Raw genomic sequence first — 21,296 nt, forward strand, 5'->3', positions numbered from 1 at the left:
GGAGCGTCCATGACCATTCAGGATGAGCTTTCATCAACTATTGCGGATCTTGTGGGTCCGGATCGGGGCATTCTGGCCGCCGACGAAAGCGCGCCAACCATCGAGAAACGGTTTCGTGCCATCGATGTCGAATCCACCGAAGACAGCCGCCGGGAATACCGCAGCCTGATCCTGTCTGCACCCGGGCTGGGTGAGTTCATCAGTGGCGTGATTCTATTTGAAGAAACCCTCGGCCAGACCAGCCTCGAAGGTCAGCCCATCCCAGAGCTGTTAAAAAGCCAGCATATTGTGCCCGGCATCAAGGTGGACAAGGGCAAGAAGCCCATGGTCAACGCCCCCGGCGATGAAATCACATTCGGGCTGGATGGCCTGCATGACCGGCTGGAAAGCTACAAGGCCCAGGGGGCTCGCTTCGCAAAATGGCGCGACGTGTTCCATATCTCCGATACCCTGCCGTCGCGCACAGCCGTCGAAGCCAATGCCGAGGTGCTGGCACGATATGCGGCCGTATGTCAGTCCTGCGGCATTGTGCCAATTGTAGAGCCGGAAGTGCTGATGGACGGCCACCACAGCCTTGCGCGCTGCGCCGAAGTGAGCGAAGAGGTGCTCCGTGAGGTGTTCAATGCCCTCGCCCGCCACAGAATCCAGCTTGAACACATGATTCTCAAGCCCAGCATGGTGACACCCGGCAAGGACAACCCTCATGCTGCACCGAGTGAAGTCGCGGACGCCACCTTGACGATCTTCAAGCGCGTGGTGCCGGCGGCGGTCCCGGGGATATTCTTCCTATCCGGCGGGCAAACGCCGGAAGAAGCCACCGCCAACCTGAATGCCCTCAACAGCCACGGGCCCCAACCCTGGGCGTTAAGTTTTTCCTACGGCCGGGCCCTGCAGGAACCGGCCCAGAAGGCCTGGGCAGGCAAGCTGGAAAACCGCGAAGCGGCGCAGGAGGCACTGCTCAAACGCGCCCGATTGAACAGCGGAGCGCGCTCCGGCAAATATCAGGCGGCACTGGAAGACTAGCCCCTATTCGCAGCCCTGAGTACACCGGCCGTTTCCGTCAAAGGTCATGCTCTGACCACTCAGTGGCACATGCACGGGCACCCGCACCATCTCAGCAAACTGGGCGGTTCGGGTGCCATCAATCACTTTACCGTTGGCGGTAGCTGCCTCGTTGGCATGAGAGGCAATGACCGCCTTCGGTTTAATCAGATCGTTGATGACGTAGGCGGCTTCCTTCGGCCCGGTGGTGAAGGTATCGCCGATATTCATCACCGCGAGCTCAGCACCGTAATGATCCCCGACCACCCGTTCCTGCTCCGCGGTAATCCCCGTATCGCCGGACAAGTACACCACCAGGCCATTCGTAAATGTCAGGACATAGCCCGTGGGCGGTCCGACGCTCGCGCCAACCCCGGCGGCCTTCAGATATTCCGCCAGCGGGCCGGTCAGGAATGAGGGGGACACACCGTTGCTGTGCACGGCCGGCACGGTGGTCATGGCCACCTCTCCCACCTGGATCTCGGCGCCAAAGCGCACAAGCAGCGAGTTGGCCGGATCGCCGCCGGCTGCCTTCAGCTTAGCGGCGAAGAACGCGGGCATTTCACTGCCAGTAACAATCTTCGCACCTTTTCCGACCGCTATATCGACGGAGTTCGATTGCGGCAGCGTCGACACGGATGTCTCGGGTGACCCACAGGTACCGGCGTTTACTTTCGGGATACGACTGTCGCCGACATGATCCCCATGCATGTGAGAGACGAGGATCACATCGATGTCGCCCAGGCGCGGGTCGTCGGGCCCTGCCACGGTTCGGCCGGCGTCATAAAGAATTCGGGTGCCACTGGGATCTTCGAAGACCAGTGCGCGATCTCGCCCGCAAAACTCGCCGTCGTGACTACCCAGCGGAGTAACGGTGACCACGCTTTCGTCGGCAAGCACACTGAAACTGACCACCGCGGTAACGAATACTGCGGCAATCCCGATTCGACTCCCGGAGCGGAACGATCGTGTAGGCATCGTGTTTCCCTTCCTGTCCGTGATGTTAAACCTGCATTGGTGTCCGACTCGCGGTCGTTACTTACCAATGTAGTTGGCAATTTCGGAAGGGAGGAAAACGATCGATATCAGGCCGCCCGGGTAGAGGCGTCGCGGGTTACCGGGCGCTGCTCAAGGCAAGCCAGCATGGGGGCAACTTCGCGAATTTTACGCGCCTGGGGCCACAGGGTTTCCGCTTCGGTAAAACCCTGACGGAGAAAGTTCATCCACTGCTTGATTCGGCCGGTAACGTAGCGATCCTCCAGCCAACCCTGCAAAACTTCCGCGTATTCGCGCACCAGGGCGACCGCTTCAGGCCAGGTCATATCGGGAATGTCTTCGCCTGCCTGACTGGCTTTGATTTTTCGCGCCAGGTCCGGCCGGGCGATCAGCCCCCGGCCAATCATCACATCATCGCAACCAGAGACCTTGCGGCAGCGCCAGTAATCGTCCACCGTCCAGATCTCGCCGTTGGCGATGACATGGGTGGATACCGCTTCCCTGACCTTGGCGATTTCTTCCCAATAGGCCGGGGGCTTGTAGCCATCCACCTTGCTTCGGGCATGAATAACGATTTCCGCCGCACCGGCCGCTTCCAGCGCCTGCCCACAGGCCACAGCCATGGAACGGTCGTCATAACCGAGGCGCATTTTGGCGGTAACGGGAATGTGTTCCGGCACGTGTCGGCGGACGGCGGCAGTGATTTCGTGCATGAGTTCCGGCTCGCGCATCAGGACACAGCCGCCTTTGTGGCGATTTACTGTCTTGGCCGGGCAACCAAAGTTGATATCCACCTGGCAGGCGCCGAGCTCTGCAGCCTTGGCGCCGTGGAGCCCCATCTGCTCGGGGTCAGACCCCAGTAACTGAAGCGCCACCGGTGTGCCTACCCGGGTCAGCGAATGATTATGCAGTTCAGGCGCATACTTGTAGAAGATACGTGGTGGCAGCATGCCCTGAGTAACGCGAACAAACTCGGTAACACACCGGTCAATGCCCCCTACCTTGGTCAGGGTTTCGCGTATGGGTGCATCAACGAGCCCTTCCATAGGGGCAAGGATGATTCGCATGTTGGCTCCGGGCTGTTCAATCTTTAAGCGGGGCCGGCATTGTAGTCAGTTTCGGGGTTGGATAGAAGAGCGCGCTGGTAGTCAGTTTCACGGGCTCAGGCGTTGCACCGACTGAAACTTGCCCTGCTCATCAAACAGGATTCGGAAGCTGCCCTGCACGCCATCGTGCAGGGCGAACCTCGACAGGATGCGGGCAGGGAAACGAACCAAACGTCCGTCCCGGGCCCGGGTGTGAACATCCTGAGCAGCGCCCTGATACAGCTTTATCCACTCATCAGGGCCGATGCTCAGATCCACATCGATCTGCTGCACAGGACTTAGTTCGCCAGTTCCAGCAGCAGACGGTTCAGACGGGACACGTAAGCGCCGGGATCCGCCAGCTGCTCACCACTGGCCAGCGTGGCCTGATCCAGCAAGACAGCCGCCAGCTCGCCGAAACGCTCGTCGCCGTTTTCACTTTCCAGACGTTGAACGAGCGGGTGCTCGACGTTGATCTCGAAGATCGGCTTGCTGTCCGGCACTTTCTGGCCAGCGGCCTCCATGATTTTCTTCATCTGGGCGCCCATATCGAACTCGCCTACCACGAGGCAAGCCGGAGAGTCGGTCAGTCGATTGGTCGCGCGAACGTCCTGAACCTTGTCCTCAAGCGCTTTCTTGATGCGCTCCAGCAGCTCTTTGTGTTCTTCAGCAGCCGCTTCTTTCTGCTTCTTGTCTTCCTCGGTCTCTACGTCACCGAGGTCAAGGTCGCCGCGGGCTACATCCTGGAACTGCTTGCTGTCATATTCGCTCAGGTAGCCCATCATCCACTCGTCAATACGGTCAGAGAGGATCAGCACCTCGATGCCCTTCTTGCGGAACACCTCCAGATGCGGGCTGCTCTTGGCGGCCATAAAGTTGTCGGCAGTGATGTAGAAGATCTTCTTCTGGCCTTCCTTCATGCGGCCAATGTACTCATCCAGCGATACCTTCTGGCTTTCCTCACCGGTATGAGTAGAGGCAAAGCGCAGCAGGCCAGCGATTTTCTCACGGTTGCTGAAGTCTTCCGCCGGGCCTTCTTTCAGAACGGTACCGAACTCACCCCAGAACTTCTGGTACTGCTCCGGGTCCTTCTTGGCCAGCTTGGACAGCATGTCCAGCACACGCTTGGTCAGCGCTGTGCGGATGCTTTCCACGGTGCTGTCGTTCTGCAGAATCTCACGGGAGACGTTCAGTGACAGATCGTTGGAATCCACCACACCCTTGGCGAAACGCAGATACAGCGGCAGGAACTGCTCGGCGTCGTCCATGATGAACACACGCTGAACATACAGTTTCAGGCCGCGAGGCGCCTCACGGTTGTACAGGTCAAACGGCGCGCGGGCCGGGATGTACAGCAGGCTGGTGTAGTCGAGCTTGCCCTCAACCTTGTTGTGGGACCAGGTCAGTGGGTCTTCGAAGTCGTGGGCGATGTGCTTGTAGAACTCTTTGTACTCGTCGTCCTTGATCTCGGTGCGTGGCAGCGTCCACAACGCAGTCGCGTCGTTGACGGTCTCGTCCTCGCCCTTCTTGCCCTCTTCCTCAGACTCGGATTGCATGACCACCGGGAACGAAATGTGGTCAGAGTATTTTTTCACCAGGCCGCGCAGACGGAAACCATCCGCAAACTCGTTGGCATCGCTCTTCAGGTGCAGAACGATTTCGGTACCACGCTGTTCCCGGTCTACCTGCGCGATGGTGAACTCACCGTCGCCCTTGGATTCCCAGTGCACCCCTTCGGCCACAGGCGCGCCGGCGCGACGAGTGAAGACTTCAACCCGGTCTGCAACGATAAACGCGGAGTAGAAACCAACACCGAACTGGCCGATCAGCTTGCTGTCTTTCTTTTCGTCACCGGAGAGCTGCTTCAGGAACTCGGCGGTGCCGGACTTGGCGATAGTACCCAGGTTCTGGATCACATCGTCACGGGTCATACCGATACCGTTATCGGCAATGGTGACGGTATTGGCGTCTTTGTCGTAAGACAGCCGGATCCGAAGCTCGGAATCACCCTCATAGAGGCTGTCGTCCTTCAGTGCGGCAAACCGCAGCTTGTCCTCGGCATCCGAGGCGTTTGAGATCAGCTCACGAAGGAAGATTTCTTTGTTGGAATACAGGGAGTGGATCATCAGTTGAAGCAGCTGCTTCACTTCGGTCTGAAAACCCAGGGTCTCTTTTTGCGACTCAACCGTCATGACGTCTTTATCTCCTGACTAAATGCTCAGTTCAGAAAAGCAGGCATCCGAAGCATGCTGACGCAATGCCTTACCGACGGCACAACAGCCTTCCAGTCAGGGCGGTCAAGGCACTTGCAGCAACGGTTCCGTGCCCGCTTCAATACGGATTCGTTACCTTGCTGCAATGAGTGGGGGCGTGCCGGAGCATTTCAAGCCCTGGCATGGGCGTGATTTAACCTTCGATCAGAAAATGGGCCCGGGCGGTGGCGATCGGCTGCGCGCGTGATTTTTGCCAGGCCGTGACCATCACGTTGGCCACCCGGTTGCCCTGACGGGTTAGGTGACATTCTGCGTAGGTTTCCCGGTTCAGTCCGGCACGCAGATAATCCAGCGAAAAGTCCACGATTCGCGGCATGCGTGGCGTTTCCTGGGACATCATCAGGTAAATGGCCGCAGACAGTTCCATGAAGCCACCAATAACGCCACCGTGAATGGCCGGAAGAATCGGATTGCCCAGGTTCTGTTCTTTCTTGGGCAAGCGAAAAATCAGGTCATCACCGAACCGGTCGCACTCGAGGCCAATAAAGTCCGCATAGGGAATGCTGCTGAGCATTCGGGAAAAGTCACCGGTGTCTCGGGTGTACTGCAGCAGTTCCGAATCGGTCATTCCTCACCTCCCGTAATCAGATCGCGGTAACTTTTTGGCGTGGCCTCCTGGCCGATGCGCATAAAGGTACCTACGCAGTTGGCAATGGTTTCGCCGTTTTCCTGAAAGGCCTCACAACGAGTGAAGATGATGTTCCGGGTTATCTTGTAGGTTTCGGCCCGGGCAAATACCGGTTTACGCGGTTCCGCCGGGCGCATGTAGTCCACCCGAAGATCGAGTGTTGGGCACAATTCGAATTCATCCAGCGCGCACAGAATGACCGACCCGGATGCGGTATCCATCAGGGTGGTGATCGCGCCCCCATGGATAACGCCGGTTTCGGGATTACCGATGATCTGGTCACTGTAAGGAAGGCAAAGCACCAGCTGCCCTTCCCGGGCATCTTCCACAGACAACCGGAGTTCCTGGGCCTGGTTGAGAGTTCCAATGAACCGGGTTACCCGGTTTCTTCGGATGGTATCGTTCATTCAGTAAAAGCCTGTTGATCGGGGTAGAGTGACATTATTGGGGATCGGTCTTCGCCGGCGATGGTTCTTCAAAGACTTTACCGGCGCGCAACGCGCCCAGCGCATCGGAGCAGAATTCCCGCCGGTAAAGCACCACCACAACCAGGGTCGAGCATGCGATAAAGACAATCGGATGGATGAACCAGCCAACCACGGCCAGCGCGTAGTAATAAGACCGCAACCCCAGGTTGAAAGCGTCGCCCGCCAGATTACAGATATTGCCAGCGCTGCGGGCAAACGCCTCACGGGCAGCCGGGCTGGTTTTGGTGTCATCCGGCGGCGGCGCACTGCCCACCATGACCGACACGAAATTATACATCCGCATCGACCAGGTGAATTTGAAGAAGGCGTAAATGAACACCACCAGCAGGACAATCATTCGAAGTTCCCAGACTTCCCGCGTCGGCAGGGTACCGAATGGCAAGGTGCTGAACACCTCCATCACCTCCTGGGTATAACCCAGTGCGGTGATGATACCGGCCAGAATCAGCAGGCAGCTGGATGCAAAAAACGCCCCGTTGCGCTCCAGATTTCCCACCACAGAGGCATCGGCAATGCGATTCTCGCGGCGCAACATGACCCGCATCCAGTCTTCACGGTACAGGTCAAGCGTGTTGGACAGACAGGGACGGTCACTCGCCCGCCGCCTCGAATACAAGGTGTATCCCATCCAGCAAATCAGAAACCAGAGCAGCGCGACGAGTTCAAGAACATAGCCCATAGTGGCCCCGAGACAAGTGTGAATTGGTGGAACGAAAGTGCGCTGTAACAGTCACTTATGATACGCCATGGCGTTTATTGTCTCCAGAATTCATGATCGAACCGGCAGACGCCACGGGCATTTACTGTGGTATAACAGCAGGACACACGACCCACTGACGGACCATAGGGGAGTTTTACGTGATTCACTCCGTGTTTTATCGCTGTCTGAGCCTGGTTTTCCTTGCCCTGGCTCTGGCCGGGTGCGCCAAAAATCCGGTCACCGGTGAGAGCCAATTGTCTCTGATCGCCGAAGACCAGGAGCTGGCCATGGGCGCCGAGCAATACACTCCCACGCAACAGACTCAGGGCGGCCAGTTTTACCTAGACCCGGAGTTGACGCTGTACGTGAAGGAAGTTGGCCAGAAGCTGGCGCGGGTCAGCGACCGCCCGGACCTTCCCTACGAATTTGTCGTCCTGAACAGCAGCGTGCCCAATGCCTGGGCCCTGCCCGGCGGGAAAATCGCCATTAACCGGGGCCTACTGGCCAAGCTTCAGGACGAAGCTCAGCTGGCGTCGGTAATCGGCCACGAAATCGTGCATGCGGCGGCTCGCCACAGCGTCCAGCGCATGCAGCAAGGTATGTTGATCAGCGCGGGCGTTGCCGGCCTTGGCATTGCCCTGTCGGACAACGAGTGGGCCGGCCTGTTGATGGGCGGCGCCGCGGTGGGTGCGCAGTTGGCGCTGGCCCAATACAGCCAGGGTGATGAGCTGGAATCAGACTACTACGGCATTCTTTACATGCGCCGCGCCGGCTACGACCCGACCGCAGCGGTGGAGCTGCAGAAAATTTTCCTGGAACTCTCGAAGGGCCAGAATCCGGATTTCATCCAGGGGCTGTTCGCGACCCACCCACCCTCAGCGGCGCGGGTGAAGGCAAACCAGGCGTTGGTGGACAAGGTTGGCGCCGGCGGTTACCGGGGTGAGGATGTCTTCGAACGCAAACTCGCGACACTCCGGAAGCTACAGCCGGCCTACGATGCCCACGACAAGGCCCGAAAACTCGCCTCTGAGGGCAAAACCGACGAAGCGCTCAAGGAAATCAACAAAGCGATAAAGCTCGCTCCCGACGAAGCTCTGTTCTATTCCCTGCGCGGACAGATTTACAAGGAACAGGAAAAGACCGAGCAAGCCGGTGCCGATTTCGACAAGGCCGTGTCGCTGTACCCGGAGATGTTTCTGTACCGCTTGTATAACGGGCTCAATGCGCTGGAAATGAATAATCTTGATCAGGCCAGGGAAAATCTGACGCGCGCCAATGAAGTTGTACCAACGTCCATTGGTTACCTGCGCCTGGGTGACGTAGCGGCGAAACAAAGCCGACGTGACGAAGCCATGGCCTACTATCGAAAAGCCGCAGAGGCCGGCGGCGAGGTAGGTAACGAAGCCCGCCGCAAGTACGAGGCTCTGGCCAAACAGGGTTAACAGCCGAAGAAAAGCCGGAGCCCGCCCAGTCTCCGGCTTTTTTGTGTCCTGCCGCCCAGTTTTCGCCCGCGACCGGAGCAGACTGGCACAGCTTTAATTGACTTTTAGAGCAATAACTCTAAAAATCAAAGCAGACTAACAACCAACGGATGACGGCAATGCTAGTGAAACGGATTCAGCCGATGATTTTTCAGGCTCGCCGGCTCTACGTGGAAGTAATGTTCCAGGTAATGGGTCGGGCCCTGCAGGCAGTCAGTGAAGTGGATAAAACGGTCAATCAGGAGGCCGAAGCCCTGCCTGATGGATTTCTCTTTGAAATGATGGTGATGCCGAACGGCTCTCGTCTGATTGTCGAGCACACAGGGCTCGGACGGTTCAAGTACCACGGCGATTCCGCACCCCGGCCGGTCGATCTGTCGATCCAGTTCAAACACATCGCTCACGCCTTTCTGGTGCTGTCGTTCCAGGAAAAGACCTCGGTGGCCTTTGCCAACGACCGGATGCTGGTGGACGGCGACATCAGTTACGCCGTGCGCATGACCCGGGTGCTGAACCGGCTCGAGTCTTTCATTCTGCCCAAGCTGATTGCCCAGCGCGCCGTGAAGGAATACCCGGCCGACCTCGGCCTGCCGGAAAAGCTGATCAGTGCTGCCAGGATTTACCTGAAAGTTGCAACCAACTTCGTTGAGACGGTGAGAGCGTAATGACCAACAAATTCTATGAGTTTTTCTGCCCGGTCAAAGTCATTGCCGGCAAATCCGCCCTGGAACACATTCCCTACGAACTGACGGGGCTTGGCGCCAAGCGCCCCATGATCGTAACCGACAAGGGCGTGCGAGCCGCTGGCCTTCTGGACCCAGTGATTGCCGCTTGCGAAGAGAGCGGACTGGACATCGTCAGCATCTACGACGACGTTCCCCCGGATTCCTCGACGTCGGTAGTGCGCGACATCGCCGGTGTGTACCGACAGGAAAAATGCGACTCCATCATTGCCGTTGGCGGTGGCTCCGCCATTGATACCGGCAAGGCCGTGAACATTCTGGTGTCCGAAGGCGGTAACGATCTGTCCAAGTACAGCGGTGCTGGTGTGCTCAAGCACCCGCTGAAACCGTTCTTTGTGGTTCCGACCACCGCCGGCACGGGTTCTGAGGTAACGTCCATCGCGGTGATCACCGATGAGTCCAAGGGAGTGAAACTGCCCTTTTCCTCCTCGTTCCTTCTGCCAAACGCGGCGATCATTGATCCGAGGATGACCCTGACTCTGCCGGCTCACATCACCGCAGCCACCGCAATGGACGCGATGACCCACGCGACCGAAGCCTTCACCTGCATGGCCAAGAACCCGCTGAGCGACGCCTACGCCACGGCAGCGATCAAGAAAATCAGCAATTCCCTGCTGCAGGTGATGGACAACCCGAAGGATGCCGACGGCCGGCTGGAGCTGGCTCAGGCTTCGACCATGGCCGGTATCGCCTTCTCCAACTCGATGGTTGGCCTGGTGCATGCCCTTGGTCATGCCACCGGTGCGATCTGCCACCTGCCCCACGGCCTGTGCATGAGCCTGTACCTGCCTTACGTGCTGGAGTTCAATCTGGAAGATATTCGCGAGCCACTGGGCGAGTTGTTGCTTTACCTGGAAGGCCCGGAAGTCTACGCCAACACTCCCGCCAGCCGCCGCGCCGAAGGCAGTATTTCGGCCATCCGGAAACTGCGTGATCAGCTACATCGTCGCTGCAAACTGCCGCGCACCCTGAAGGAAACCGGAAAGGTTGAGGAAGCCCAGCTGGACCAGATCGCCGAGATGGCACTGGATGACGGCTCCATTATGTTCAATCCGAAAGAGGTCAGTCTGGAAGATGCCCGCGCAGTGCTGCGACGAGCCTGGGCCTGACCCGAATAAAAAAAGGGCTCCTGCGGGAGCCCTTTTTGCTTGCCGGCCAAACACTCAAGGTACCGGCTACTCAAGACGCCGCAGCAAAAGCATGGGAGAGACATTCAATACCGGGCCGAGTTGCCACCGGCCAAATAAGGCCAGCACGACCGCACTCACCAGCGGAACGAAAGTCACAATGGGCCAGTGCCACTGAAAGCTGCCCTCAAACATGCCATATTGCAGGGCCCACACGGCCGCTTCCGCCGCCACCACACCAATCAGACCGGCAAACCCGCCCAGCAGTGCAAATTCCAGCATGGTACTGCGCACCAGCAAGGACTGGCGCCCACCCAGAGTCCGCAGTAAGGCGCCCTCCCGCTGTCGGTCTTTGAGCGTGGCACTGACCACGGCCGCCATCACCACCAGCGCAGCAGCCAGAATCAGTGCCAGAATCGCTTCGATCGCCCGGGTGACCTGGCCGACGATCATCTGGATACGGTCAATAATGTGGTCAATCTCCAGCACCGAAATGGTCGGGAAACGGCGGGAAAATTCATTCAACGCCTGTTTGTTCTGCTCCGGCAGGAAGAAACTGGTAATCCAGGTTGCCGGCATATCCGTCAGCCCGCCGTTGGGTGGAAACGCCATGTAAAAATTGGGTTTCATGCTATCCCACTGGACTGTCCGGATGCTGGTGACCGGTTCAGTCACCTTGGCCGAGCCGATGGTAAAGGTCAGACGATCGCCAATCTTCAACCCTAACCTTCCGGCAAGCTGGGCCTCGACAGAAACGCCCTCTGTCTGCCCGGCCTCGAACCAGGCACCTTCCACGATTTCATTATCCGATGGCAAGGTTGCCATCCAGGTCAGGTTCAGTTCGCGGTTCAAGGCATTGATACGCTCATCCTTGCTGACCGCTTCTTTGATCGGGCGTCCGTTCAGTTCGGTCAGTCGACCGCGAACCATTGGATACAGCTGATCCAGGGAGTGACCGCTTTGTGCCCAGAAATCACCCACCTCGTCCACCGCGTCCGGGGCGATGTTGATCAGGAAATGATTCGGAGCATCGTCCGGTAACTGGGCCTGCCAGTCGTCCAGTAACGAGGAACGCACCAGAACCAGCGTCGCCGCCAGCATCAGGGTCATTGAAAACACGGCCATCTGCGACAGGCTGGCGCGACGATGGCGATACAGCCCAACCAACGCCAGCCGCCACGAATTTCCACCGCCCTTCACGCGCCGCAGCAGCGACATCAGCACGCCGCCCAGCAACCCCAGCACCGCCAGCAACAGAACCAGCCCGCCCAGCAGTGCCACCACCAACACCAACTCGCCGGCATACAGCCAGACCAGGCCGAACACCGCCAGAATCGCAATCACGCTATCGGGGATCGCTTCCCGGCCACGTTCACCCGGCTGACTGCGCAGCACCCTCATGGCCGGCACCTGCCGGAGCCGGCGAATTGGCGGGTAGGCAAAGGCAAACAGCGACACCAGTGCCGTCAAAAGTGCCGGGGTTAATGCTGCGGGGTCCAACTGAAAATCCACCGGCCGCTCCAGCACATCACTGAGTATTCGGGTCAGCAGCCAGAAAAGCGGTAGAGCAACCAGCAAGCCACCGACAACACCTGCTACGCCCCACAGCGCCAGCCGCCGCAGGTAAAGCTTGCCAATTCCGGAGCCGTTCAGCCCCAGGGTTTTCAGCAAAGCCACGGTATCCCTCTGGGACAGCGAATACTGCCGGCTGGCGACAGCGACTGCGACAGAAGCCAGGAGGACGGCAAGGCTACCACCCAGTAGCAGGAACCGTTCTGCACGCTGGAGAGACCGTGAGAAGGTTTCACCGTCCCGCACCCCTTCCCACTCGTGACTGGGATGAAGCTGTGGTTTCAGCCACTCGTGGTAGCGGTTCAGCGCCTCTTCCTCGCCGGCGAACAGGTAGACATATTCAACCCGGCTGCCTTCTTGTATCACCCCGGTGGACGGCACATCATCAACGTGCATCATCACGCGCGGCGCCAGTGCAGACAGGCGAAAGCCACCGTCCGGTTCACGAATCAAAAGCCCGGAAACAGTCAGGCTTCGGCTGCCGACTTCCAGAGAGTCCCCGATCTCCAGCTCCAGCAAGCGCAGCAATCTGGGATTGATCCAGACCTCTCCTGGCGCAGGCCCGGAACCAACCAGAGATCTGTCATCGTCGGGCGCATTCTGGAATTCAATCTCACCCCGCAACGGATATTCATCGCTGACCGCTTTGACAGACACCAGCTGAAAGCCGCCTGTGCCGAAGACCATGGTGGAGAACTCAATCATCCGGCCCGTGGACAGGCCACGGTTCGCCGCTTCATCCATCCATTCAGGCGGAATCTCCCTCCCATTCTCCGCTTCCAGTTGTCGGTCCGCTGCCAGGAAGGAGCTTGCCGAGGTCACCAGGGTTCTTTGTAACTGACTGGCGAACAGCGCAATGGTAGCCACGGTGGCCACCGCGATGATCAGGGCGACGAGAACCACCCGCACATCCCGTTCGCGCCAATCCCGGCGCACGGACATCAGTTTCTCAGCCGCCAGCATCAGTCCGCGGCCTCCCGAGCCAGTTCCGGCTCCGTCAGCTCACCGGCCTCGATATGAAATTGCCGGCCACACCGGGCTGCCAGGTGTTCGTCGTGGGTGACCATCACCAGGGTGGTGCCCTGCTCCCGGTTCAACGCCATCAGCAGGTCCGACACCGCCTGGCCAGTGCGGTTGTCCAGGTTGCCCGTGGGCTCATCCGCAAACAGAACCACAGGCTCCGAGGCAAACGCCCGTGCAATCGCCACTCGTTGCTGCTCCCCGCCCGATAACTGACGGGGTGTGTGGTTCAGCCGCTCACCCAGTCCGACTCGCTCAAGCAACTCCCTGGCTCTCGCCTCCGGCCGGTCGAAACCTGCGAGCTCCAACGGCAGCATGACGTTTTCCAACGCCGTCAACGCCGGCAACAGTTGGAACGACTGGAACACGAAGCCTACACGTCGGGCCCTGAGCTGGGCTCGCTCATCCTCGCTCAGATCGCTGATCACTGCGCCGTCGAGTTCCACCTTGCCTTCGCTCGGCGTGTCGAGGCCCGCCAGCAAACCGAGCAAGGTGGTCTTGCCGGAACCAGACCGGCCGACAATGGCTACCGACTCGCCACGATTGATTTCCAGATTGACCCCCTGCAAGATCGTTAGCGTATCGCTTTCCAGGCTCACCCGGTGGGTCAGGTGTGACACCCGCAGCATCGGGCGGCGTTGGTCGGAATTGGGATGGACCATCTGATTCACTGAAACTCCCGGTTCTGTCAACTGGTTTATTTAATGCAGCACAGAGTAAACAATGCTTCTATGAATACGGCACAAGTGACCGCCAGATCAATAGTTTTCCTCTTATTCGTGGGCTTCGCGCTGCCTGTTTTCAGCAAGCAGAGCACCGTTCTGATCGTCGGAGACAGCCTCAGCGCTGCCTATGGTGTTCCCTCGGAGCAAGCGTGGGTGCAGTTGCTGCAGCAGCGCCTGAACAGCAATGGCTTGTCGCAGTGGCAGGTGGTGAATGCCAGCATCAGCGGCGAAACCACCGACGGCGGTGCACGCCGATTACCAAAGCTGCTGCAAGAGCACGAACCGGACGTCGTGGTGATTGAATTGGGCGGCAACGATGGATTGCGGGGCTTCCCACCAAACGTCATCGAGTCCAACCTGGAGAACATGATCCAGAGGGTACAGGAATTCGGGGCAGACGCGGTGCTGGTGGGCATTCAGATTCCGCCCAATTACGGTCAACGCTACACCCAGATGTTTGCCGAGATTTTCCCGAAATTATCTGAGCGTTACGGCACGGCTCTGGTGCCTTTTTTCCTGGAGGGGATATACGACGCGGAAGGCCTGATGCAGGACGACGGGATTCATCCGACTGTCGAGGCCCAGCCGAAGATGCTCGATAATGTCTGGCCAGTCTTGCGCCCCCGGTTAGAGTGACGCCCCTGGCCTATTGGCCTCTAGATCTCGTTCTGGAGGAAGGCAATCGCTCGCCGTTCGGACCAGTACAATCCGTCCCGGGCATGCTCAACAAACCCCACATGGCCGCCCCATCGGGGGTATTCCGCCCGGACATGCCCGCCCAGGATTCCATCAGCCTGCGGATAACACTGGCCAGACAAAAACGGATCATCCTGCGCATTGACCATCAGCGCGGGAACCCGTATGTCTCTGAGCCGGTGCAGCGCAGAGGCCTGGCGCCAATAATCATCGGCATCGCGGAAACCATGCAGTGGCGCGGTGTACCGATCATCAAACTGGCGAAAGTTACGGATCGATTCGAAGTCGGAAATATCGATAAGATCGGGAAACTTCTCCGACTTTTCCTTCATTTTTACATGAAGATCCCGTAAAAAACGGGTCATGTAGACCTTCCGGCTAGGGCGTGCCAGCACCTCCGCGCTGCCCGCCAGGTCACAGGGGACCGAATAGGTCACGGCGCCACAAATTCGGCTATCGAGGCGTTCTCCCTGTTCGGCCAGGTAGAGCAAGGTCAGGTTGCCACCCATGCTAAAACCCGACAGCGCAATCTGACCGTAGGGCCTGGCGAGCACATGCCCCAACACCCGATCCAGATCCTCTGTGGAACCGCTGTGGTAGAAGCGCGGTTGCCGGTTCATCACTCCGCCACAGGAGCGGTAATTCCAGGCCAGCACATCCCAGCCCGCATTCATTAACGCCCGGGCCAATCCAAGCACATAGGGCCGCTTGCTGTGGCCCTCAAGGCCGTGCGAAATAACCGCCAGGCGGCCGCTGCCCTGCCGATACCAGTCGAGGTGAAGTTCGTCATCATCGTCCGTGGTCAACACCTCCCGCTCGGGTTCAAAGATGCTGACCGTTCGGAACAAAGTGGGCCAGACCGATTGCACGTGCCCATTTCGAAGCCAGTGTGGAGGGCGGTATGCCATGCCATCGAGCCGGATATCATCGGGTAAAGGTTGAGGGTTGAATTCCATCGCCGTCATAACAACGTCTCCCTGTCACTACGAACGTCTGCAGAGCATGTTTTGTACAATTTTTAACCTGCCAAATCAGGGGGTTGACCCGGCCTCTTAAAGTCCTTAATATGCGCGCCACTTCGACGATGTTCCCCGATAGCTCAGTTGGTAGAGCAACGGACTGTTAATCCGTTTGTCGCTGGTTCGAGCCCAGCTCGGGGAGCCACTTATTTCAAAATGCCGCTGCTTCTTACGAACAGCGGCATTTTTCGTTTCAGGCCTACAAGACCCTTTCCCGCTGCATAAATTCGGTCAGCACCCGAAAAAGAGTATAGCCATCTTCGGCGCCGATGAGCTCACGAATCGAATGCATACCAAATTGGGGCACGCCAATATCGAGAGTGGTTACGCCAAGGTTACCCGCCGTCAACGGGCCGATCGTACTGCCGCAAGCCATGTCACTACGCACCACAAAGCTCTGATGCGGCAAGCCAAGCTCATCGCTGATATGGCGATACAGCCCGGCCGATCGGCTGTTGGTGGCATAGCGCTGATTATGATTAATCTTGATGACCGGGCCCTGATTCAGGATTGGCCCATGGTTCTGATCATGGCGATCCGCGTAATTCGGGTGGATGCCGTGGGCATTGTCCGCGGAGATCATCATTGAATGGGCAATCGCCCTTGCCTTACCTGCTCCGCACCACCGATCGAGCACAGCCGACAGGAATGGCCCCTGGGCACCTTCGGCCGATACACTTCCCACTTCCTCATGATCATTACACACCAGCAGCGCGGCTTCGTCGCCAGTGGTGTTGAGCAAGGACTGCAATCCGATATAACAGCTCAACAAGTTGTCCATTCGAGCAGAGGCAATGAACTCATCGCGCAAACCGACGAAGGACGCACTCGCGGTGTCATAGAAACTCAGCTCATAACCCAGTACCTTTTTGGCAATGATCCCGGACTGTTCTTGGATCTGACCCTTCAGTAACTCCGGGAAACTTGTGCTGTCACCATCGGCAACCTGCATGATCACCGGTGGCAGATCGGTCTGCGGGTTCACAGCGCGGCTGTTGTTGGCCTCCCGATCAAGATGGATGGCAAGGCTGGGAATAAACGCCACTGGCTTTGTGAAATCGATCAGCGTGTCCCTGACCTCGCCGTTGTCGTCCAGAATTGTGACTCGCCCAGCCAAAGACAGATCACGATCAAACCACGGGTTCAGTAACACACCGCCATAAACTTCCACGCCAAGCTGGAAGTAACCCTTCCGGCGAAGCTCCGGGTTGGGTTTCACTTTCAGGCAGGGACTATCGGTATGAGCGCCCACCATACGGATACCGGAGGTGGTCACGTCTTTACTGCCGGTGCGGAACGCCACCATAGAGGTACCGTTGCGGGTAACGTAGTAACCCTGCCGGCTTTCCAGGGTCCAGTCTTCCCGCTCGTCGAGCTCCTTGAAGCCAGCTTCATCCAGCCGGGCTTTCATGGTCGCCACAGCGTGCCATGGTGTTGGCGACCCATTCAGAAACGCCAGAAGTTCTTTGTTGAATTCAATGTGTTCCATGATGTTCCTGATTGAATGATAATGACCGGCACAGTATCGCACGAAGCCGTTTGGGCTCATACCGGCCCTACGGACATCCACCACCTAATCCGGTGCTGAGCCCTCAGGAGCCTACCGTGTCCATACCCAGATTCCTTGATATTGAATATTGCCAGACCGACGACGCCCTCTTCCCCACCGCCATTGCCTGGTCCCTTGAAGATGGCCGGATGAAAACGGTGATTATCACCCCTGACGAAGACTGGCTGCCCGCCGATGGTGACCTGGGTGACATCGACCTGCGTTACCTTGAAGAACAGGGTGTGCCGCTGCTGGATGTGGTTAGGGAGCTCCATGAGGACCTGCCCGACCAGACGGTATACGTCGATGGGCTGGACCCGGACGAAATCCTGGTAGACAAGTTGTTTTCAGCTGTGGCCCAGGAAGCTCCGTTTGAAATTGCGCCCATCAGTGAGCTGATCACCGGGCTGGACACTGACACACTGGAAGACCAGCGACGGCAGCTGATGATTGACGAAGGCCTGGAACCGCAGCTGCCGGAAAACGGCGTCTATGCGCTATTGCTGATGGCCCGAAATGAGGGCCTGATGGACGACTAACACTCTTCCCGCCAATTTCGCCCGACACAGGGAAGTGTGACACGGGTCGACGTAACAGTCGGTTACAAAAGGCAAAATCGGGCCCGTATCCGCTGAAGTCAGGAAGCCCGATAACAATGAACCAGGTCCTGCGAACCGCCCTGCTCGCTGCATTGATCACCTCCACGCTGTCTGCCGCACCGGCCGCTTCCGCGCAGGAACAGTTCCGCGAAGATCTTCACTACGTGGGCCTCATGGGAACCCTGTTTAATCACCGTTCGGTGCTGGAGCGAGTGCCTGTTGAGGGTGGCGGGAGAACCTCGCAGTATCAGGAAGGCTGGGGATCGGGTGTCACCCTGGTTGCAGGCGACCATCTCAGCGACCTTTTCCATGTCGAATTCCGGCTTGGCGGCGGCTTCAAGGACGCCGATATTGGCAGCACCGGCGCGTCACTGGCTATCGACTATTTCGCCAGCTGGTACATCGGCCTGCATTACCCGCTTGGCGAGGCCGCTAACGTTTACGGGCAGTTTGGTTTTTCCTACATAGCAGGGGATGCAGACTTGCCGAATGAGGACGCGATGAACGCCTTCCCGCAGCTGCAAAAAGAGTTCCCGGAAAGCGCCTTCAGCATGAGCTGGGTGGCGGGCCTGGATTACGAAGTGGTCGACAACGTCTACGTCGTGCTGGAAGGCGGCAACCTGTTCGAGGACACCCTAACCGAGGTTAATACCTTCCAGTTCTCAAGCGGCGTGCGCTACGAATTCTAACCTTTAGGCCCTGTGGCGAATGTGCCAGCAGCGATGGATCCGCTGATTCCGCTGAAAGTCCCGATCAATGGTGCTGGCACTTACCTCTTCGACCTCGAATTCCGCCTCCAGATCCGCGTCCAGCTTGAAGCGGCGGAAATTGTTCGAAAAGATGAGCAGCCCATCGGCCGACAAGCGCGCCATTGCCTGCCGCACCATCGCACCGTGATCCCTCTGAATATCCAGCACGCCCGCCATCCTGGCAGAATTCGAGAACGTTGGCGGATCCAAGAAAATCAGATCGAAGCACTCGTCACTGGCCGGTTTCTCAGCCAGCCACGCCATACAGTCCGCCTGCTCGACACGATGCTTGCGCCGATCCGCACTATTAAGGGCAAGATTGTCCCGCGCCCAGTTCACATAGGTTTTCGACATATCCAGGCTCAGGGAGCGAGTCGCTCCGCCGACTGCCGCATGCACAGTCGCCGCCCCGGTGTAACAGAACAAGTTCAGGAATCGCTTACCCTGCGCATGGTTCTGAATCCAGTGCCGAACAGGGCGATGATCCAGGAACAAGCCGGTGTCCAGATAATCTTTCAGGTTGACCTTAAGCAAACAACCATGTTCCTGGACCTGAATGAACTCGTCGGAAGCGCCCTGCTTTTCATATTGCTGGGTACCGGTCTGGCGCTGACGCTGCTTCAGAACCACAAGCTCAGGATCGACATTCAGGGCTTCCGGGATTACCACCATGGCCTCCGCGAGGCGTTCCCTTGCTGAGCGCTCGTCAATCGATTTTGGGGCGGCGTATTCCTGCACGTGAACCCGGTCCTCGTAGAGATCGATCGCCAGCGCGTACTCTGGCATGTCAGCGTCATACAGCCGATAGCAACCAATGCCCTGCTTCCGCGCCCATTGACCCACCGACTTCAGGTTCTTGCGCAGCCGATTCCTCAGCATCGCTGCCCGTTCTTCATTGGCAATCCGCGGGGTCAGCTTGCCTGGCTCGTGGGGCTCATGAGGGACCATTTCACTGGCTTCATCAACGGAAAACAACAACAGCTGCGCCGGCAACTTACCGTTAAACAGGCGGTACTGTTTGTAGCTGCGCAAACCGATGGAGCGACCAAACTCCGGTGCTCCGGTAAACACCCCCAGGCGCCAGCCCGGCACGGCCTGCTTTGCCGCCTCACCGAGCGCACGGTACAGGCCACCCAGCTCCCGGCGCTCACTCAAGCGCTCACCGTACGGAGGGTTTGTCAGCATCAACCCCTTCGCTGCCCACTCGCCATCCAGAACCAGCGCCTCGACCGGTCGGCACTCGACATGGACCACACCTTCGAGACCGGCGCGCTGAATATTTTTCCAGGCCGTTGAGATAACGCGGCTATCCTTGTCGAAGCCTGCAATGCGCGGTAGCCGCCCCTGCTTACCTTCATGGGCCCGGCGCTCGGCCTCCTGGCGAAGTTCCAGCCAAACGTCCGGCTGGTGCCCGGGCCAGCGTTCGAAGCCAAAACCCTCCCGCTTTCGACCGGGCGCCAGATCAAGCGCCATCATGGCAGCTTCAATGGCGAGCGTCCCGGAACCACACATCGGGTCCACGAAATCGCCACCTTCCTGCGCCATGTCTGGCCAACCGGCGCGCATCAACAAAGCCGCAGCAAGGTTTTCTTTCAGTGGCGCTACCCCCTTATCCGTCCGATAGCCCCTCATATGGAGACTCTGGCCACTGAGGTCGATGCCCAGAGACAACCGACCACGGTTCAAACGCGCTGATATCGTGATGTCCGGGGTCTTCGGATTTACCGACGGCCGCTGCCAACCCGCGGCCCGGAACGCATCCACAATGCCATCTTTCACGCGCTGGGCGCCGAACTGCGTGTTGCGGATGGCGCTATTCTGGCCGAGAAAAGTCACCTTGAAGCTGCCACTGGCGGGCACATGCTCGGGCCAGTCGACCTTGAGCACACCTTCGTAAAGCTGATCTCCGCTGGATGCGGCGATTTCACCGATATGCAGGATGACGCGATTAGCCAGACGTGACCACAAACAAGCCCGGTAACCCGCCTCAAGGGCACCTTCCGCCCACACCCCCGCCGGCGCATTGCGAATCGGCGTCATACCGAACGTACGGAGTTCGTCTTCCAGAAGGTATTCAACACCCTTTGGACAGGTTACGAAAAAGACAGAAGTGGACAAGGTTGGCTCCCGGTCGGAAAAAGGGTTCTTGTAAGTTACTGGAATAAAAACTTTTCACCGTTATGTCGGAAAAGTTTATTGCACAAAACTATAAGAATTACGTCACATAGATTAAATAATTAGTGTACATCCGCACGACGTTCGACTTACCTTTTATGTGACGCGTCGTTCAGGAGGGTAACGTTTCACCTCCTTTAACAGGATCCTGACTGCTCTGGCTTTTTGTGACAATAAGGACTTATCCCGGACAGGGTAGCCATTGTCGCAGCCACTGCAGATGTGTACACGCTTGTTCTGTTAATCCATTAGTGAGGAACGGCATGAAAAGACAGAAAAGAGACATGTATGCTCGTGCATTCAAGCGGGGTTATCTCGCTGGCGTGTCAGGAAAACCGAAAGACAGCTGCCCGAACGAACAAGCCGAAATCCGCCAGGAGTGGCTGAACGGCTGGCGAGAAGGCCGCACCGACAACTGGGAGGGCATGACCGGCGTCTCCGGCATACACAGGCTCTCAAACGTCACATCGGCATGACAAGTCTAATTTGACCCCGGATCTTAATCTGGTCTTTTAGTACACAAACCAAGTTTAAACCGTCTACAATTTGATGTAGTACTTCGAATAACCGAAACGGGGCCTCCCGCCCCGTACCAAGCGAAGAAGCGCAACGGGGTTTATTCCCCGCACG

The 21,296-nt window shown here is 58.1% G+C and carries 20 protein-coding genes and 1 tRNA gene; 9 read left to right on the forward strand and 12 right to left on the reverse strand.

Going from position 1 to position 21,296, the window contains the following annotated elements:
• Positions 1 to 9: 9 nt before the first annotated feature.
• Positions 10 to 1,023 carry a class I fructose-bisphosphate aldolase gene (locus LPB19_RS13175; RefSeq protein WP_206643358.1) on the forward strand — a complete coding sequence of 338 codons (1,014 nt, stop codon included), beginning with the start codon at positions 10 to 12 and terminating at the stop codon, positions 1,021 to 1,023.
• A gap of 3 nt (positions 1,024 to 1,026) precedes the next feature.
• On the opposite strand, the gene LPB19_RS13180 is transcribed toward LPB19_RS13175, so the two are convergent.
• From LPB19_RS13180 to LPB19_RS13210, 7 genes are all read right to left on the reverse strand, one after another.
• Positions 1,027 to 2,019: an MBL fold metallo-hydrolase gene (locus LPB19_RS13180; RefSeq protein WP_206643359.1), complete on the reverse strand. Its 993-nt coding sequence runs from the start codon at positions 2,017 to 2,019 to the stop codon at positions 1,027 to 1,029.
• Positions 2,020 to 2,126: 107 nt separating this feature from the next.
• Positions 2,127 to 3,104, reverse strand: a complete 978-nt coding sequence (locus LPB19_RS13185) for a tRNA dihydrouridine synthase (RefSeq protein WP_206643360.1) — start codon at positions 3,102 to 3,104, stop codon at positions 2,127 to 2,129.
• 87 nt (positions 3,105 to 3,191) lie between these two features.
• On the reverse strand, positions 3,192 to 3,416 hold the full coding sequence (locus LPB19_RS13190; protein ID WP_206643361.1) for a DUF2835 domain-containing protein: 225 nt from the start codon (positions 3,414 to 3,416) through the stop codon (positions 3,192 to 3,194).
• 5 nt (positions 3,417 to 3,421) lie between these two features.
• On the reverse strand, positions 3,422 to 5,314 hold the full coding sequence (gene htpG, locus LPB19_RS13195) for a molecular chaperone HtpG (protein WP_206643362.1): 1,893 nt from the start codon (positions 5,312 to 5,314) through the stop codon (positions 3,422 to 3,424).
• Between the two features lie 214 nt (positions 5,315 to 5,528).
• Positions 5,529 to 5,963 (reverse strand): PaaI family thioesterase, encoded by a 435-nt coding sequence (locus tag LPB19_RS13200; RefSeq protein ID WP_206643363.1) that lies wholly within the window; start codon positions 5,961 to 5,963, stop codon positions 5,529 to 5,531.
• Positions 5,960 to 6,430, reverse strand: a complete 471-nt coding sequence (locus LPB19_RS13205; protein ID WP_206643364.1) for a PaaI family thioesterase — start codon at positions 6,428 to 6,430, stop codon at positions 5,960 to 5,962. The genes LPB19_RS13200 and LPB19_RS13205 overlap by 4 nt, the downstream gene beginning before the upstream one ends.
• Positions 6,431 to 6,464: 34 nt before the next feature.
• Entirely contained in the window at positions 6,465 to 7,190 is a 726-nt protein-coding gene (locus LPB19_RS13210; protein WP_206643365.1) for a DUF599 domain-containing protein, read from the reverse strand.
• 179 nt (positions 7,191 to 7,369) lie between these two features.
• Here LPB19_RS13210 and LPB19_RS13215 point away from each other — a divergent pair, with 179 nt between their 5' ends.
• From LPB19_RS13215 to LPB19_RS13225, 3 genes are all read left to right on the forward strand, one after another.
• Positions 7,370 to 8,653, forward strand: coding sequence for a M48 family metalloprotease (locus LPB19_RS13215; protein WP_228289115.1), 1,284 nt, complete (start codon positions 7,370 to 7,372; stop codon positions 8,651 to 8,653).
• Positions 8,654 to 8,811: 158 nt separating this feature from the next.
• Entirely contained in the window at positions 8,812 to 9,357 is a 546-nt protein-coding gene (locus LPB19_RS13220) for a hypothetical protein (protein WP_206643366.1), read from the forward strand.
• Complete coding sequence (locus LPB19_RS13225) at positions 9,357 to 10,544, forward strand: iron-containing alcohol dehydrogenase (protein ID WP_206643367.1); 1,188 nt, start codon at positions 9,357 to 9,359, stop codon at positions 10,542 to 10,544. The genes LPB19_RS13220 and LPB19_RS13225 overlap by 1 nt, the downstream gene beginning before the upstream one ends.
• A 66-nt stretch (positions 10,545 to 10,610) precedes the next feature.
• Here the strand turns inward: LPB19_RS13225 and LPB19_RS13230 are convergent, their stop codons facing one another.
• Together LPB19_RS13230 and LPB19_RS13235 are read right to left on the reverse strand one after the other, a co-directional pair.
• Positions 10,611 to 13,097 (reverse strand): ABC transporter permease, encoded by a 2,487-nt coding sequence (locus LPB19_RS13230; RefSeq protein WP_206643368.1) that lies wholly within the window; start codon positions 13,095 to 13,097, stop codon positions 10,611 to 10,613.
• Entirely contained in the window at positions 13,097 to 13,816 is a 720-nt protein-coding gene (locus LPB19_RS13235; RefSeq protein WP_206645795.1) for an ABC transporter ATP-binding protein, read from the reverse strand. Before LPB19_RS13235 ends, LPB19_RS13230 begins: the two co-directional genes overlap by 1 nt.
• 69 nt (positions 13,817 to 13,885) lie before the next feature.
• On the opposite strand from LPB19_RS13235, the gene LPB19_RS13240 reads away from it, so the two are divergent.
• Complete coding sequence (locus LPB19_RS13240; RefSeq protein WP_206643369.1) at positions 13,886 to 14,515, forward strand: arylesterase; 630 nt, start codon at positions 13,886 to 13,888, stop codon at positions 14,513 to 14,515.
• A gap of 20 nt (positions 14,516 to 14,535) precedes the next feature.
• On the opposite strand, the gene LPB19_RS13245 is transcribed toward LPB19_RS13240, so the two are convergent.
• Entirely contained in the window at positions 14,536 to 15,540 is a 1,005-nt protein-coding gene (locus tag LPB19_RS13245; protein ID WP_228289116.1) for a YheT family hydrolase, read from the reverse strand.
• A gap of 123 nt (positions 15,541 to 15,663) precedes the next feature.
• Between LPB19_RS13245 and LPB19_RS13250 the strand changes: the two genes are divergently transcribed.
• A tRNA-Asn gene (locus tag LPB19_RS13250) sits at positions 15,664 to 15,739 on the forward strand.
• A gap of 54 nt (positions 15,740 to 15,793) precedes the next feature.
• On the opposite strand, the gene LPB19_RS13255 is transcribed toward LPB19_RS13250, so the two are convergent.
• Complete coding sequence (locus LPB19_RS13255; RefSeq protein ID WP_206643370.1) at positions 15,794 to 17,083, reverse strand: M18 family aminopeptidase; 1,290 nt, start codon at positions 17,081 to 17,083, stop codon at positions 15,794 to 15,796.
• Positions 17,084 to 17,199: 116 nt separating this feature from the next.
• On the opposite strand from LPB19_RS13255, the gene LPB19_RS13260 reads away from it, so the two are divergent.
• Together LPB19_RS13260 and LPB19_RS13265 are read left to right on the forward strand one after the other, a co-directional pair.
• A complete protein-coding gene (locus LPB19_RS13260; RefSeq protein WP_206643371.1) occupies positions 17,200 to 17,682 on the forward strand; it encodes a hypothetical protein in 483 nt (160 codons plus the stop codon).
• 116 nt (positions 17,683 to 17,798) lie between these two features.
• Positions 17,799 to 18,431: an outer membrane beta-barrel protein gene (locus LPB19_RS13265; protein WP_206643372.1), complete on the forward strand. Its 633-nt coding sequence runs from the start codon at positions 17,799 to 17,801 to the stop codon at positions 18,429 to 18,431.
• A gap of 3 nt (positions 18,432 to 18,434) precedes the next feature.
• Here the strand turns inward: LPB19_RS13265 and rlmKL are convergent, their stop codons facing one another.
• Positions 18,435 to 20,609 carry a bifunctional 23S rRNA (guanine(2069)-N(7))-methyltransferase RlmK/23S rRNA (guanine(2445)-N(2))-methyltransferase RlmL gene (gene rlmKL / locus LPB19_RS13270; RefSeq protein WP_206643373.1) on the reverse strand — a complete coding sequence of 725 codons (2,175 nt, stop codon included), beginning with the start codon at positions 20,607 to 20,609 and terminating at the stop codon, positions 18,435 to 18,437.
• Positions 20,610 to 20,929: 320 nt separating this feature from the next.
• Between rlmKL and rmf the strand changes: the two genes are divergently transcribed.
• A complete protein-coding gene (rmf, locus tag LPB19_RS13275) occupies positions 20,930 to 21,142 on the forward strand; it encodes a ribosome modulation factor (protein ID WP_206643374.1) in 213 nt (70 codons plus the stop codon).
• Positions 21,143 to 21,296 lie beyond the last annotated feature (154 nt).

It is taken from the genome of Marinobacter salinisoli, assembly GCF_017301335.1.
Classification (GTDB): domain Bacteria; phylum Pseudomonadota; class Gammaproteobacteria; order Pseudomonadales; family Oleiphilaceae; genus Marinobacter; species Marinobacter salinisoli.